Raw genomic sequence first — 16,079 nt, 5'->3', positions numbered from 1 at the left:
GGCGATTACCACAGCGTATGACCAACACGGTTCTTCTCGACACCATCGCCCATGCCGATTTGCGCGTCGCCATCGGCTATTCCGCTCTCTTTGGCGATGCGGTGAACGAATGCGTCCTCTTTCCCGGCGAAATCGATGAGGCGCAGCGCGATTATCCCATTCTGTTCCGCCGCGACGACGCGGGAACGTTTTACGCAGTCGCGCTGCTCGGGCTCGACCGCGACGAAAATCTGTTTCTCGATATCACCGGTTGGCAGGCGCGGCACATCCCGGTGATCCACCAGCGCGGGCCGTTCCTGATTGGCCTGGTCGATCGCACGGTCGACGGCCAGGCGCGGCGCGAGCCGATGCTGCATGTCGATCTCGACCATCCGCGCATCGCCGCTGCACCGCAAAGCCCCAATGCACAGGCCGTGTTCCTGCCTCATGGCGGTTCGTCGCCCTATCTCGACCATATCGTGCGCGTGTTGCAGGTCATCCATGATGGGCATCAGCAGCGCGACGCGATGTTCGCCGCCTTCGAACAGGCCGATCTGATCGAACCCGTCACGCTGGAAATCGCACTCGACGCGCATACCCGGTACGATGTGCCGGGTTGCTTCACGATCGGCACCGATCGTCTGGCTCGGCTCGACGCCACGGCGCTGCACGCGCTCAACCAGAGCGGCTATTTGCGGCACGCCTTTCAGATTGCCTCATCGCTCGGCAATGTCGCGCGATTGATCGAGCTCAAGAACCGCAAGCGCCGCGCCGAATTGGGTGAGCCGCAAGCGGGCGCACCGGTCCCGGTATGAGCACCCCCGCGCCGGAGCCGCTGCTCGACCCGGCGCGCTTGATCGCGCGGCAGCAGCCTGTTGTCCTGCGCGGCTTGGTGCGGGATTGGCCGCTGGTCGCCAAGGGCCTTGAGGGGCCCGAGACGGCGGTGGCCTATCTCAAGTCCTTCTACACCGGCACCGCGGTGGTCGGGTATAGCGGCCCGCCCGAGATTGCCGGTCGGTTCTTCTACAATGCCGACATGACCGCGATGAACTTCACCGCCACGCGCGTGAAGCTCGATGCCTTTCTCGACCGGATGCTCGCCACCCGCGACGATCCTCATGCAGAGGCCCTGTATGTCGGCTCGACCGACCTCGACACCTATCTCCCCGGCTTTCGTGCCGAAAACGATCTGGCCCTTCCACCCGAGGCGTTTGGCGGTGCCACCCCGCTGGCGAGCATCTGGATCGGCAACCGCACCACGGCGGCCACGCATTACGACATGTCGAACAACATCGCCTGTTGCCTGGTCGGGCGGCGGCGCTTCACGCTGTTTCCGCCCGATCAGGTCACCAACCTCTATCCGGGTCCGCTCGAGCCCACCCCGGGCGGACAGGTGGTCAGCATGGTCGATCTCCGTGCGCCCGATCTCGATCGCTACCCGCGCTTCGCCGCCGCGCTCGAGACCGCGCAGGTGTTCGATCTCGAACCCGGCGACGTGCTCGTCTATCCGGCCTTGTGGTGGCACAATGTCGAGGCGCTGGATGCCTTCAACGTGCTGGTCAATTACTGGTGGAATGCGGCCCCCCGCTTCCTCGACACGCCGATGACCACGCTGCTGCACGGCCTGCTCAGCTTGCGCGACCGCCCCTTGACCGAAAAACAGGCCTGGCGCGCGCTGTTCGACCATTATGTATTCGGTCCGGCCGATGCGGCGGCCGACCATCTTCCCGAAGCGGCGCGCGGGCCGCTCGCGCCGCTCGATGACCTCACCGCCCGCCGCTTGCGCGCGCATTTGCTGCAAAGGTTGAACCGATGACCGCCGCCCCTCCCCGCGCCGATACGCAGACGATCAAGCGTGTGGTCATCGCTGGCGGCGGCACGGCGGGCTGGGTTGCCGCCGCGGCCTTGTCCAAGCATCTGGGGCCATTGCTCGACATCGTGCTGATCGAATCCGACGAGATCGGCACCGTCGGCGTCGGCGAGGCGACGATCCCGACGATCCGCACCTTCCACCGCTTCCTCGAGATCGACGAGCGCGATTTTATGCGCGCGACGCAAGCGACCTTCAAACTCGGCATTGCCTTTGAAAACTGGGCGCGGCGGGGGGATCGCTACATCCACTCCTTCGGTCGCGTCGGCCAGTCGATCTGGATGGGCGATTTCCAGCATATGTGGCTGCGCGCGCGCGCCGAGGGCACCGGCGGCGCGCTGGGCGACTATTGTTTCGAGCTGACCGCAGCCGAAGCGGGCAAGTTCGCCACCGGCCCCGACGCCAAGATCAACTATGCCTATCATCTCGACGCATCGCGCTACGCCGTCTTCCTGCGCCAGTTCAGCGAGGCGCGCGGCGTAACCCGCGTCGAGGGCAAGATCGGCCAGGTTCATCAGCATCCCGAAACGGGATTTATCGAAGCGCTCGATCTGGCCGATGGCCGCCGGATCGAAGGCGATCTGTTCATTGATTGCACCGGCTTTCGCGGGCTGCTGATCGAACAGACGCTGAAGGCGGGCTATGAGGATTGGAGCCACTGGCTGCCCACCAACCGCGCGCTTGCGGTGCAGACCAAGGCCGTCCAGCCCGCTCTGCCCTATACCCGCGCGATCGCACATGAGGCTGGCTGGCAATGGCAGATCCCGCTGCAGCACCGCGTCGGCAATGGCCTGGTCTATTGCAGCGATTATCTGTCGGACGACGCCGCCCACGCCAAGCTGCTCGCGAACATCGACGGCGAGACGATCACCGATCCGCGCCTGATCCGCTATGTCACCGGTCGCCGCAAACGGGTGTGGGACAAGAATTGCGTGGCGCTGGGGCTCGCCAGCGGGTTCGTCGAGCCGCTGGAATCGACCAGCATTCACCTCATCATGATCGGCATCACCCGCCTGATCCAGTCCTTCCCGTTCAACGGCATCAAGCCCGCGCTTGTGCAGCACTACAATGCGCTGGCCGAAACCGAGCTGGAGCGCGTGCGCGACTTCATCATCCTGCATTATCATTTGACCGAGCGCAGCGACGATCCGTTCTGGGACCGCTGCCGCACGATGGACATCCCGGCGACGCTCGCGCAGCGCATCGCGCTGTTCCGCGAAGCCGCGCTCACCCCGCAAACCGCCGACGATCTGTTCCAGGCCGATTCCTGGTTGCAGGTGATGCTCGGGCAACGGCTGGAGCCCGCCAGCTATCACCATATGGGGCATATGCTCAGCATCGAGCATATGCAGCGCGCGCTCGGTGACCTGAAGGGCAACATCGCAAGCGCGGTTGCGCGGATGCCCACGCATCAGGCCTTTCTCGACCACTATTGCACGCCCTGACCTGCTCCACCGCTGCTTGGATCCCGACGCTGAAATGAGGAGGATCGTGCTGTAAAAGCAGCACAAGACCGACCGCCGCTACCAATCTCTATATCCTGCTATATATAGCGAGTCGCCAATGCGGAGCACCGCAGGTCAAAGCTGGGGATTTGTATGCGACCGTCGACCTTTGTTATCGCCACCGTCTCGGTGGCTGCCGTGATGGCGCTTATGCCCGGTGTCGCCAACGCCCGGCCAGACGCCGACGCACCCAAAGCCGACGCCGCCCTCGATACCAATAGCGACATCGTCGTCACCGCGCGCCAGCGGGCCGAGGATCTGGAAAAGGTGCCGCTCGCCGTGTCGGTGGTCGGCGGCGCGCTGCTCGACCGGTCCTACACCGTCAACACCAGCCAGTTGAGCTTGCTGGTCCCCGCGCTCAACTACAGTTCCGCCAACCCGCGCAACACCGCCTTCACCATCCGCGGCCTCGGCAGCAGCGTGGTCGCGGTCAGCCAGGCCAATGACGGGCTGGAACCCGGCGTCGGCTTCTATGTCGACCAAGTCTATCACGCCCGCCCCGCCACCGCCGCGTTCGATTTCTCGGATATTCAGCAGATCGAGGTACTACGCGGGCCGCAAGGGACGCTGTTCGGCAAGAACACCACCGCCGGTGCCATCACCATCACCACCGGCGCCCCAACCTTCACCCCGGAAGCGAGCGAGGAACTGTCGGTTGGCAGCTACAACTTCGTCCAGGCCAAGGCCTCTGCCTCGGGTCCGCTGATCGGCGATACCGTCGCCTTCCGCCTGTCGGGGCTGGTCACGCGGCGCGACGGCGTGATCGACAATGTCCGCACCGGTGCCAAGGAAAACGGCATCGGCAATCAGGCGGTGCGCGCGCAAATTCTGTTCAAGCCGACCGCCGATTTCCAGCTTCGCCTGACCGGCGATTTCACCAATTTCGAAAGCGAATGTTGCACCCAGGTCTATCTGCGCGTCGGCCAAAGCCTGCGGGCCCCTTCCCGGCAATATCCGGCGCTGGCGGGGCTGTTCAATTACACCCCGCCCAGCACCAACCCGTATGACCGCGTCACCGATATCGACGCAGCCTTGGGCGTCAACACCAATGAAGGCGGCGTCTCGGCGATTGCCGACTGGAATGTCGGTTTCGCAACCCTCACCTCGGTCAGCGCGTGGCGCTTCTGGAACTGGGATGCCGCCAATGACCGCGATTATACCGGCATCCCGGTCCAGCTCAGCCAGCACATCCCCTCGCGCCAGGATCAATATAGCCAGGAACTGCGGCTCGCCTCGAATGGCGAGCATCGGCTCGGCTATGTCGCTGGCCTGTATTTCTTCGACCAGAAAATCACGGGAGAGCCGATCAGCATCTACGGCCCGGCGGCGGCCTATTATCTGATCGGCCAGACCACCGGCACCCCCGCCGTCGCGGTGCCCGCCAATTTGCTCGACGGCTATGGCACGGACGGCCACACCCGGCTGAAGGAAGACAGCTATGCCGCCTTTGCCGAGCTCAACTACAAGATCCTGCCGCGCCTTACCCTGACCGGCGGCCTGCGCTACACCTATGAAGTGAAGGACGGTACGTACGACACCACCGTGTTCGGCGGCCCCGCCACGACCAATACGACGCTCCTCAACGCGCGGCTCGGCGTGCTGCGCCCGCAAAGCTATGTCGCGCACGACCGCGAGAGCAACGTGTCGGGCCGTGCCAATCTCGCCTGGCAGGCGACCGATACGGTGATGCTCTATGGCGGATATGCGCGTGGCTTCAAATCGGGCGGGATCAACCTGTCGGGCCTGCCGCTCAACACCGCCAACCAGCCGGTGCTCACCACCGCCGTAATCCGGCCCGAACTCAACACTACTTATGAAGGCGGGATCAAAGCGGCGCTGTTCGACCGTCGGCTGGTGGCGAATATCGCGGGCTATTACACCGATGTCCGGGATTTCCAGGCGACGATCGTCGACAGCTCGCAAACCGTGGCGCTGCGCGGTTACCTTTCCAACATTCCCAAGGTGACGGTGAAGGGCTTCGAGGCCGACGTCACCGCCAACGTCACCCGCGCGTTTCAACTGCGCGGCAACGTCGCTTATGCCCATGGCACCTATGCGAACTATCCGGCCGGCCCCTGCCCGCTTGAGGTGCAGACCGCCGCAACCACCGCGTGCAACCTGACCGGACGTCCGCTCGCCGGGCTGCCGAAATGGTCGACCACGATCGGCGGCGATTACACACTGCCGGTCGGCAGCGCCGCGCTGATCCTGCACGCCGATTCAAGCTGGCGCACCAGCTATTATGGCGACCCGAGCCTGTCGAAATATACGCTGATCGACGGCTACACCGTCACCAACGCCAGCCTTGGCCTGCGCAGCAAAAGCGGGCTCGAGGTCGCGCTGTTCGTGCGCAACCTGTTCAACGCCAACTATATTCAGAACCTGACGATCCAGGCGGGCAATTCCGGCCTGATCCTCGGCACTCCCAGCGACCCGCGCGTCATCGGTGTTACCCTGCGGGCGCGGCAATAACCGCTGCGCCTCCCCAACGGGGGAGGCGCAAGGCGCTCAATACACCACCACGCTGCGGATACTTTCGCCTGCGTGCATCAGATCGAAGCCCTTGTTGATCTCCTCAAGCGAGAGAACATGCGTGATCATCGGGTCGATCTCGATCTTGCCGTTCATGTACCAGTCGACGATCTTGGGCACATCGGTGCGCCCCTTCGCGCCCCCAAACGCCGTCCCGCGCCAGTTGCGCCCGGTGACAAGCTGGAACGGCCGCGTGCTGATTTCCTTGCCCGCCTCGGCCACGCCGATGATGATCGAGGTGCCCCACCCGCGATGGCACGCTTCCAGCGCCTGGCGCATCACGGTGGTGTTGCCGGTGCAATCGAAGGTATAGTCCGCGCCACCATCGGTCAGCGCGACGAGATGCGCGACCAGGTCGCCCACGTCCTTCGGGTTGACGAAATGCGTCATGCCGAACTTGCGGCCCCATTCCTCGCGGTCGGGGTTGATGTCGACGCCGACGATCATGTTCGCGCCCGCCATCCGCGCGCCCTGCAGCACGTTGAGCCCGATCCCGCCCAGACCGAACACGATGACAGTGTCGCCGACCTGCACCTTGGCGGTGTTGACCACCGCGCCAACACCCGTCGTCACGCCGCAGCCAACATAGCAACTGGTCTTGAACGGCGCGTCCTCGCGAATTTTGGCGACAGCAATCTCGGGCAGCACGGTGAAGTTCGAAAAGGTCGAGCAGCCCATATAATGGAAGATCGCCTGGCCCTTATAGCTGAAGCGCGTCGTGCCGTCGGGCATCAGCCCCTTGCCTTGCGTCGCGCGGATCGCGGTGCACAGGTTGGTCTTGCCGCTGAGGCACGATTTACACTGGCGGCATTCGGGGGTGTAGAGCGGGATGACATGGTCGCCAGGCTTGACCGAGGTGACCCCCGCACCGACTTCGCGCACGATGCCCGCACCTTCATGGCCCAGTACGCTGGGGAACAGCCCCTCGCTGTCGAGCCCGTCGAGCGTATAGGCATCGGTATGGCAAATGCCGGTCGCCATGATCTCGACCAGCACTTCGCCCGCCTTCGGCCCCTCCAGATCCAGTTCGACGATTTCGAGCGGCTTCTTGGCTTCAAAGGCGACGGCGGCGCGGGTCTTCATGGCGGACACTCCTGGAAACGTGCGTCCTCCCTTACGACCGCCGCCCCCCGCGTCAACCGCTCGCGCCGTTCAGCCGCCATGCCGCAAAAGCATGGTCGGTATCGCCCGTTAGAAGAACAGCTTGCGGATCGACACGCGCACCGTCCGGCCCAGCGGGTTGAGATAATCGGGCTGATACGCGACCGGCGTCGTGCCGTTCGAATCCGTCACGCGCTGGCGCGAATCGAAGATGTTGTCGAAGGCGACCGCGACGCGCATTCCCCGCATCCAGGGGTGCTTCTTGACCAGCTCAAGCCGCTGCCCGAGATCGCCGAACAGACGCAGGCTGACGGTCGCCAGATCCGAAAAATGCAAGTCCTGCGGATTGGCGGCGGTGCCGCCATTGACGTTGGTGGCACTCTGCCAATTCGCCGACAGACGCACGCCGATGCCGTTATTGCTGTAACCGGCCTGCCCTTCCAGTTCGTGGCGAGGCTGACCGCCGCTGCCGCCGATCGCATCGCCGCGCAACAAATCGAGCGACGGGCCACCCTGCTGCGCCAGCACGCGATCGGTGAAATGCCACGTATGGTAGAGCGCGAATTGCAGACGGCCGCCCGGCGCACCACGGCCACCCCCGCCCCCGCCAAAGCCGCCGCGTCCCCCACCACCGCCACCGGGGCCACCGGGACCGCCGGGGCCACCCGCACCTGGACCGCCCGCGCCACCGCCGCGCTCCGCCCGTGCCTGCGCGATCTGCCGCGCGACGCTGTCGGGGACCTTGATCCCAGCAAACGGATTGGGCCCCTTGCCCGCGCGCCATGCCTCGATTTGCTTTTGCAGTTTCGATTTCAGCGGCACCGAGAAATTGATGCCCCAGCGCAGTTCCGACCGGCTGGTCTCGGCGAAATTGATCGGCCGCGTGTCGATCCGCTGCAGGTTGCCATCGGCATCGCGGGTGAAGCGCGATGGAAATGCCGTCTCGATCGCCGAACTCGCGCTCGGAAAGCTGGCGACCGGGTTCTCGGTACGCACATCGACATAATTGGCCGACAGCGACAGGTCCTTGGTGCTCCATGGCTTTAGCGTGACACCCAGCTTGCGCGTATGGCTGTTGCTCGCGATCAGATTGGGGTTGCCACCCGAAACCGTCGTCACGACGGCATTCACGCCGCGCACATAATCGAAGACCGGCACGTTGGGCGTCACCACTTGCGGGTTGCCGAGTTGCTGCGCGGTTGGTGCGGTGTCGCGATCGGTGACCGACGCGATGATCCGCAGCGGCACCACCGGCGACCAATTGAGCCCATAACCAAGTGTCGTCAGCGTGCCGAAGTCCGACAGTTGATCGACCGCGACATTGCCGTTGACCGACAGGCTGCCAATCACCGGCAGCACATTCTTGGCGCGGCTGGTCAGTGGCACGTCGATATTGAGCTGGCCGTTGGCGGTATTGCGCGACACACTTCCGGGCGAAATCAGTCCTGCTCGATACGACGTGCTGCTGAAATCGCTGATATCGCCGCCGAGGTGCACGCTGGTCGAGACTTCGCCCGCCGGCAGCTTGAACAAAGCGCCGTTGACCAGAAGGTCCACTTGTCCCTCGTCCGAGGTCGAATAGCCGCGATTGACCGGTGCCAAAGCGGCGGCGGACCCGAGCCCGGTATCGGTAAAGGTCTTCGATTCATTGTGATCATAGGCACCGGTAACCGACCATTGCCACCCGCCCAGCGCCCCGTTGAACGCCGTGCCGAGATGCGCTCCAACGGTCGAGTTGCGCTGCTTGAGCGGGGTGACATTGCCGCTCGGCACGCCGTTGACGACCACCGCGTCGGCCGGAAGCCCAAGCAATCCCGTGGTATCGGTTGCCGACAGCGTCGCGTTCAGGGTGCCCGAAACGGCACCGAAGGTCCGCGCATAGGTAGTGTTGGCGTTGAACGTGCGGCCCGAGGGCAGCAACGTGCGAAACGGGCGTTGATCGACCGTACTGGTGGAGCTGCCGCCAGTGCCCGACGCTTTGGTGGTGGGCAGGATGTCGCGCTCGCTCTCGGTCAGCGCGTCGGATGCCAGATATTCCAGGTGCAGGTTGACCCGCCCCTTATTGGCAATGGCCAGCAGATCGAGTTCGGCTTGTGGTGTGTCGCGACCGCCCTCAGTCGCGCTTTTGTCCGACAGCTCGACCGTCGCCGCGCGGAAGCGCCGTCGCAGCACGAAATTGACCACCTTCTGATCGGCGCGATAGCCATATTTCAGCGCGACTTCCTCCGGAAGGATGTCGACGCGGGCGATTGCCTCGGTCGGCAAATCGCGAATCTCTGCGAATCCGGAAATGCGCTTGCCGTCGATAAGGACGACAGGCGCGCCGCCGCTGCCGCGATCGCTGCGGATCTGCGGTGCCAGTTCCGTCAGCAATTCGGAGACCGAGCTTACGCCGTAGGAACGAATATCGGCGGGGCCCAACTGTTGCTCGGGCGGGATGTCGCCAATCACCGCGCCCGGCTGCTTGGCCCCTTGGACGACGATGTCGGGGCCGTCCTCATTATCGTCCGACGCCGGAGGCTGGGTGGATTTGGCCGGTGCCTGCGGTGCCTGGCCCGGCTGCGGTGCCGCCTGCGCGCTGGCCAGCGCGGGGGTCGCCGCGAGTGCGAGCGTCAGCAAGGTCGTGGTGGCAGCCATAACAAATCCGTCGATGGAGGTTAGAGACAATATTGGCCGCCTAGCCGCCAAGTGTCGCAAGAGTGTGTCACGCATGCGATACGCTGGCGCAGGCCGCGCGATTGGGGTAGCGCGCCGCTATGAGCGAAGATCGATTCGAACGCCACCGGCAACCATGGACCACCGACGAGATCCAGAAGCTCCACACCCTCGCAAAGAAGGGGATGGCGCTCAAGGCCATTGCAAAGGCGCTCAAGCGCAGCGAGGAATCTACCAAGGACCGCGCGAAGGCCGATGGGTTGACCATCGCCAAGCTGCGGTGACATGTTGCGCCGCAATAGAGTCGGTTAGGGCCGAACCGAGACAGTTGATCCGGGCCCGGAACAATCCCTAACAGACAACGTTTGGCGACGATTGCGCAGGGTATCCACCGTGCGCCGACTTGGCCCGGAGCGGTGGACAGCAATGACGGTTCGGTTTTTCCCCCTGCAAACAATTGCGCTCCTTGGCGGTTCTGCCCTGCTGCTTTGCAGCTGCGGCGCTGCGTCGCAGAACAAGAAAAACACCGCCAAGGGGTCGCCCGAAGTCGGCTTCGTCGTCGTGCAGCCAACCAGTGTGCCGATCGTCACCGAACTTGCCGGGCGGACCGCCGCCTATCAAAGCTCGGAGGTGCGGCCGCAGGTCAGCGGCCTGATCCTGCATCGTTTTTTCACTGAAGGGGCTTTGGTACGCCAGGGCCAGCCGCTCTACCAGATCGACCCGAGCCTGTACCGCGCATCGGCAAATCAGGCGCAGGCCAACCTCGCCAGCGCTGCCGCCAATGCCGAGGCAACCAAGGCGAAGGCCGATCGGTATAAGCCGCTTGTCGAGATGGAAGCGGTCGCCAAACAGGATTATACCGACGCCACCGCAGTCGCGCGCCAAGCGGCGGCTGCCGTCCAACAAAATCGCGCCGCGCTCGATACGGCGAAGATCAACCTGCGCTTCACCACTGTCCCTGCCCCGATCACCGGGCGGATCGGCCGCTCGCTCTTCACCGAAGGGGCGTTGGTGACGGCAAGCCAGACGAGCCCGCTGACCACGATCCAGCGGCTCGATCCCATCTATGTCGACATCCAGCAAGCGAGCGCGGATCTGCTGCGCCTGCGCCGTGCGCTCGCGTCGGGCGGGGCTATTCCGACCCGCGCCGATGTGCAGCTGAAGCTTGAGGATGGCAGCAATTACGGCCCGACCGGCGATGTCGAATTTTCGGAAGTCGTGGTCGATCCCGCAACCGGCACCGTTACGCTGCGCGCGCGCTTCCCGAACCCCAAGGGGTTGTTGCTTCCCGGCATGTTCGTCCGCGCCAGCTTTGCGCAGTCGATCGATACCAAGGCCTTCCTCGTGCCGCAGCAAGCGGTGTCGCGCGACCCCAAGGGCAATGCGACGGTGTTCGTGGTCGGGCCCGGCAACAAGGCGATCCAGAAGACGGTCGTCGCGCCACGCACGCAGGGTACGTTTTGGGTCGTTACCGACGGCCTGAACGCAGGCGACAAAGTGATTACGCAGGGCGTCGGCAAGGTGAAACCCAATCAGCCGATCAAACCCGTCAATGCCGATACGCCGCAGACGATCAAGGCACCGACCTCTGACAAGTCGAAGGGCTGACCGCCCGTGATCTCGCGCATTTTCATCGACCGACCGATCTTCGCCTGGGTCATCGCCATCATCATCATGCTTGGCGGGATCGGCGCGATCTATACGCTTCCCGTCGAGCAATTCCCCGATATCGCCCCGCCCAACGTCAACATCCGCGCGACCTATCCCGGCGCATCGGCCGAGACGCTGGAAACGTCGGTCGCACAGGTGATCGAGCAACAGCTCACCGGCATCGATGGCTTGCTGTATTTCAGCACCAGTTCCTCCTCGCGCGGCCAGGTCAACATTTCCGCGACCTTCGCCAAGGGCACCGATCCCGACATCGCACAGGTGCAGGTGCAGAATAAGGTCCAGCAAGCCCTGCCGCGCCTGCCGCAGCAAGTGCAGCAGCAGGGCATTACCGTCACCAAGTCGAACCCCGACTTCCTGCTGATCGCCGCGATTTACGACACCAGCGATCGCACCACCAACCAGGACGTGTCGGACTATCTGGTTTCCAACCTGCAGGATTCGATCGGCCGGCTGAAGGGTGTCGGCGATATCAACGTGTTCGGCGCGCAATATGCGATGCGCGTGTGGCTCGATCCCAACAAGCTCGCCAGCTACAGCCTCATCCCGGGCGATGTCGTCAACGCGATTACCGCGCAAAACACCGAAGTCGCGGCCGGCGAAATCGGCGGCACGCCCAACGGACCCGAACAGGTGCTCAACGCCACGGTCACGGCGCAGTCGCGCCTGTCGACCCCCGACCAGTTCCGCGCGATCGTGCTCAAGACCCAGCCCGACGGATCGACGGTGCGGCTGTCCGACGTCGGCCGGATCGAGCTCGGCTCAGAGAATTACGGCATCACCAGCCGTGTCAACGGCCATCCCGGCGCAGGTCTCGCGGTCAGCCTGGCACCGGGCGCGGATGCGCTCAGCACCGCCGAACTGGTGAAGAGCGAGATCGAGCGCGCCTCGAAAAACTTCCCCAATGGCTATGCCTACAGCTTTCCGCAGGATTCGACCGCGTTCATCAAATTGTCGGTCGAGGAAGTCGAAAAGTCGCTGATGGAAGCGATCGCGCTGGTCGTCGTCGTCATGTTCGTGTTCCTGCAAAGCTGGCGCGCGACCTTGATTCCAACGATTGCGGTGCCCGTCGTGCTGCTCGGCACCTTCGGTATTTTCTCGCTGGCTGGGTTTTCGATCAACACGCTGACCCTGTTCGGGCTGGTGCTGGCGATCGGTTTGCTGGTCGATGACGCGATCGTCGTCGTCGAGAATGTCGAACGCCTGATGGACGAACATCCCGATATGTCGCCGCGCGACGCGACGATCAAGTCGATGGACGAAATCACCGTCGCGCTGATCGCGATCGCACTGGTGCTGTCGGCGGTGTTCCTGCCGATGGCGTTCTTCGGCGGTTCGACCGGTGTGATCTACCGGCAATTTTCGATCACCATCGTATCGGCGATGGGGCTGTCCGTGCTGGTCGCGCTCGTGCTGACCCCGGCGCTGACCGCCACGTTGCTGAAGCGTAAGGACAAAACGAAGCAAGAGAGCTGGCTCGACCGCAAGACGCGCGGCGCCTCGGAATGGTTCAACACCGGGTTTGACCGCATGGTGACGCGCTATGGCAATGCCGTGTCGCGCGTGGTCGACCGCAAATGGCTGTTCCTGCTGATCTACGCCGGGGTCGTTGCGATCCTCGCGATCATGTTCGTGCGCTTGCCGACCGGCTTTCTGCCGACCGAGGACCAGGGCATCGCGCAGATCCAGTTCAACCTCGCCCCCGGTGCGACGATCAACCAGACGCGCGCGGCGCAGATGCAGATCGAGAAATACTTCTCCGGCCCAGAGGCCAAGAATGTGGACGGATTTCTGACGGTTGCCGGCTCGGGCGGCGGCGGCGTGGCCGGCGGGCAGAATGCCGGCCGCGGCTTCATCGCGCTCAAGGATTGGGCCGATCGCAAGGGCGCGGTCAACGGGGCCGACGCGATCACCCAACGCGCGACCAAGGCCCTGAGCGGGCTGCGCGACGTCGAATTTTACGCGACCGTCCCGCCGATCGTGCGCGGACTTGGGCAATCCAACGGCTTTACGATGGAGTTGCAGAATACCGGCGGGCTGAGCCGCACCGATTTCAAGGCCGCGCGCGACAGCTTGCTTGCGGCGGCGCGCGCCGATCCGACATTGGCCGCCGTGCGCCCAACCGACCTTGACGATCAGCCGACGCTCAAGGTCGATCTCGACGCGCAGAAACTCAGCGCGCTCGGGCTCACCCAGTCGGACGTCAACACTACCTTGGCGACCGCCTGGGGCGGCCGCTACGTCAACGATTTCAACGATCGCGGTCGGGTGAAACGCGTCTATGTCCAGGGCGACGCGCAGTACCGCGCGGCCCCCGAGAATCTTGCGCAATGGTATGTCCGCGGATCGAGCGGGGAAATGGCCCCCTTCTCCGCTTTCTCCACCATTTCATGGAGCAAGACCCCGCCGACGCTCGCCCGTTTCTCGGGCATCTCGTCCTATGAGCTGTCCGGCCAGGCCGCCCCGGGCACCAGCTCGGGTACGGCGATGAACCGCATGAGCGAACTGGCCGCGCACTATCCCGGCATCAGCGTGGCGTGGAGCGGTCTGTCCTATCAGGAACGACTGTCCTCGGGACAGGCACCGTTCCTCTACGGCATTTCGCTGCTGGTCGTGTTCCTGTGCCTTGCCGCTTTGTATGAAAGCTGGTCGATCCCGATCGCGGTGCTGCTGGTCATCCCGCTCGGGCTGGTCGGTGCGATCTTCGCGGTCACGCTGCGCGGGCTGCAGAACGACGTCTATTTGCAAATCGGGCTGCTGACGACGATGGGCCTTGCCGCGAAGAACGCGATCCTGATGATCGAATTTGCGGAACAGGCCGAAAAATCGGGCAAGCGCGTGATCGAGGCTGCGCTGGAGGCCGCGCGCATTCGCTTGCGGCCGATTTTGATGACCAGCTTCGCCTTCATCTTCGGCGTGCTGCCGCTCGCCATTTCGACCGGCGCGGGCGCAAACAGCCGCATCGCCATCGGTACCGCGGTGATCGGCGGAATGCTGACCGCGACGATCCTCGCCATCTTCTACATTCCGCTGTTCTTCGTGCTGGTCCGCCGGGGCACACGCGACGTGTTGAAGCATCTGCACCACGAACACCCCACCCCGCCCGCTGCGGCCCCAGGCCAGCCGGAGACGACGGCATGATCCGCAAAACCATCCCGCTGATCGCGCTGACGTCACTCGCAGCGTGTTCGATGGCCCCCAAATATGTGCGGCCAGATCTGCCCGTGCCGCCGAGTTGGCCCGTCGGCGATGCGTATCTGAAACAGAGCGAAGCGGCGCTGCCGAGCGTCAGTTATCGCGACATTTTCCGCGATCCGCGCCTGCAAAAGATCGTCGAGCAGGCGCTGGTCAACAATCGCGATCTACGGATCGCGGCCGCCAATATCGCGACGGCGCGCGCGCAATATCGCATTCAGCGCGCGGCATTGTTGCCCGAAGTCGATGGCGGGCTCAGCTTCAGCCATCGCGACAACGGGACCAGTGGCGTCTCCTCGGGCAGCACCGGCGGATCGACGAGCGGCGGCACAACGACCGGCGGATCGGGGGTTCGCGACACATATTCGGCCAGCCTGGGCATTACGGCGTTCGAAATCGATCTGTTCGGTCGCGTTCGCTCGCTGACCACCGCCGCGCAGAACAGCTATTTCGCGACCGAATCCGCCGCGCGCGCAACCCGACTGACCTTGGTCGGTGACATCGCTTCCGCCTGGCTCAATTATGCCTCGGACCAGAGCCTGTTGAAGATCGCGCGCGATACCGCGGACAACGCGCAGCGCAGCGTCACGCTCACCAAGGCGCGGCTCGACGGCGGCGTCGCGCCGCGCACCGACCTCGACCAGGCGCAGATCGTTCAGCAAACCGCGCTGTCCGACCTCGCAACCCAAACCACCGCCGTCGCGCAGGACATCAACGCCCTGCAGTTGCTGGTTGGCGCGCCGGTCGACCCGACCTTGCTGCCGGCTTCTATCGACGAAGCCGCCCCGACGATCGCAGAGCTGCCTGCGGGGCTCGATTCGGGCATCTTGCTGCGCCGCCCCGACGTGGTGCAGGCCGAATATACGCTGCGCGCCGCCAATGCCCAGATCGGTGCCGCGCGGGCGGCGCTGTTCCCGCGCATCTCGCTGACCGCCCTCGCCGGGCTCGCCAGCACCTCGCTCAGCAGCCTGTTCACTGGCGGTGCCTTCAATTATTCGGTTGCGCCCAGCGCGAGCTATCCGATTTTCCGCGCGGGGGCTGGCCGTGCCGGTGTCGCGCAATCGCAGGCACAACGCGACGCGGCGCTCGCCAGCTATGAAAAATCGATACAGACCGCCTTTTCCGAAGTGGCCAATGCGCTTGCCCGCCGCGGCACGATCGGAAACCAACTGGCGGCGCAAGAGGCACTGACCAAATCCGCGGGTGACAATTACCGCCTGTCGGAGGCGCGCTATCGCGGTGGGATCGACACCTTCCTGCAGAGCCTGGTCGCGCAACGATCGCTCTATTCGGCGCAGCGGACGCTCGTAACGACGCAATTGACCGGGGCCACCAATCTGGTGACGCTGTACCGGGCACTTGGCGGGGATGCGGCGTTGGACGTTACTCCGGCAGGTCCGCAACCGGTCACACCGCGCCCGTGATCGCCGGACTGGACGCGGGACTGGGGATTGAGAAACATTTTACCCGCGCGAGAGGTGACAATCGCAGACGGGCATGCCAGCCTCGGTGCCGGAGCGGTCGATCGGATGGCATAGGCCAGGCTTGATCGCGGGGGCTTTGGGGAAACGATC

Annotated in this window: 10 protein-coding genes; 8 read left to right on the top strand and 2 right to left on the bottom strand. The window is 64.3% G+C overall.

What is annotated here, in order from left to right; genetic code table 11:
• Positions 1–17: 17 nt before the first annotated feature.
• The 4 genes from EJC47_RS02580 to EJC47_RS02565 all read left to right on the top strand — a co-directional run bounded on the left by EJC47_RS02580 (position 18) and on the right by EJC47_RS02565 (position 5,826).
• Entirely contained in the window at positions 18–794 is a 777-nt protein-coding gene (locus tag EJC47_RS02580; RefSeq protein WP_126845359.1) for a SapC family protein, read from the top strand.
• The gene (locus EJC47_RS02575) at positions 791–1,795 is read left to right on the top strand and encodes a cupin-like domain-containing protein (RefSeq protein WP_126845358.1); all 1,005 of its coding nucleotides are present in this window, start codon (positions 791–793) and stop codon (positions 1,793–1,795) included. Before EJC47_RS02580 ends, EJC47_RS02575 begins: the two co-directional genes overlap by 4 nt.
• On the top strand, positions 1,792–3,294 hold the full coding sequence (locus tag EJC47_RS02570) for a tryptophan halogenase family protein (RefSeq protein WP_126845357.1): 1,503 nt from the start codon (positions 1,792–1,794) through the stop codon (positions 3,292–3,294). Before EJC47_RS02575 ends, EJC47_RS02570 begins: the two co-directional genes overlap by 4 nt.
• Positions 3,295–3,447: 153 nt before the next feature.
• A complete protein-coding gene (locus tag EJC47_RS02565; RefSeq protein ID WP_126845356.1) occupies positions 3,448–5,826 on the top strand; it encodes a TonB-dependent receptor in 2,379 nt (792 codons plus the stop codon).
• 36 nt (positions 5,827–5,862) lie between these two features.
• Here the strand turns inward: EJC47_RS02565 and EJC47_RS02560 are convergent, their stop codons facing one another.
• Together EJC47_RS02560 and EJC47_RS02555 are read right to left on the bottom strand one after the other, a co-directional pair.
• Positions 5,863–6,969: an S-(hydroxymethyl)glutathione dehydrogenase/class III alcohol dehydrogenase gene (locus tag EJC47_RS02560; protein WP_126845355.1), complete on the bottom strand. Its 1,107-nt coding sequence runs from the start codon at positions 6,967–6,969 to the stop codon at positions 5,863–5,865.
• A gap of 108 nt (positions 6,970–7,077) precedes the next feature.
• The gene (locus EJC47_RS02555) at positions 7,078–9,624 is read right to left on the bottom strand and encodes a TonB-dependent receptor (protein ID WP_126845354.1); all 2,547 of its coding nucleotides are present in this window, start codon (positions 9,622–9,624) and stop codon (positions 7,078–7,080) included.
• 119 nt (positions 9,625–9,743) lie between these two features.
• On the opposite strand from EJC47_RS02555, the gene EJC47_RS02550 reads away from it, so the two are divergent.
• From EJC47_RS02550 to EJC47_RS02535, 4 genes are all read left to right on the top strand, one after another.
• Positions 9,744–9,926, top strand: a complete 183-nt coding sequence (locus EJC47_RS02550) for a hypothetical protein (RefSeq protein WP_033967126.1) — start codon at positions 9,744–9,746, stop codon at positions 9,924–9,926.
• A 142-nt stretch (positions 9,927–10,068) separates the two neighbouring features.
• Positions 10,069–11,250, top strand: a complete 1,182-nt coding sequence (locus tag EJC47_RS02545) for an efflux RND transporter periplasmic adaptor subunit (protein WP_126845353.1) — start codon at positions 10,069–10,071, stop codon at positions 11,248–11,250.
• Between the two features lie 6 nt (positions 11,251–11,256).
• Complete coding sequence (locus EJC47_RS02540) at positions 11,257–14,451, top strand: efflux RND transporter permease subunit (protein WP_126845352.1); 3,195 nt, start codon at positions 11,257–11,259, stop codon at positions 14,449–14,451.
• Positions 14,448–15,929 carry an efflux transporter outer membrane subunit gene (locus EJC47_RS02535; RefSeq protein WP_126845351.1) on the top strand — a complete coding sequence of 494 codons (1,482 nt, stop codon included), beginning with the start codon at positions 14,448–14,450 and terminating at the stop codon, positions 15,927–15,929. Before EJC47_RS02540 ends, EJC47_RS02535 begins: the two co-directional genes overlap by 4 nt.
• Positions 15,930–16,079 lie beyond the last annotated feature (150 nt).

This window comes from Sphingomonas sp. TF3, from assembly GCF_003985085.1.
GTDB lineage: Bacteria > Pseudomonadota > Alphaproteobacteria > Sphingomonadales > Sphingomonadaceae > Sphingomonas.
Note: the sequence above shows the minus strand (reverse complement) of the source record. Positions and strands in the feature narration are given on the sequence as shown.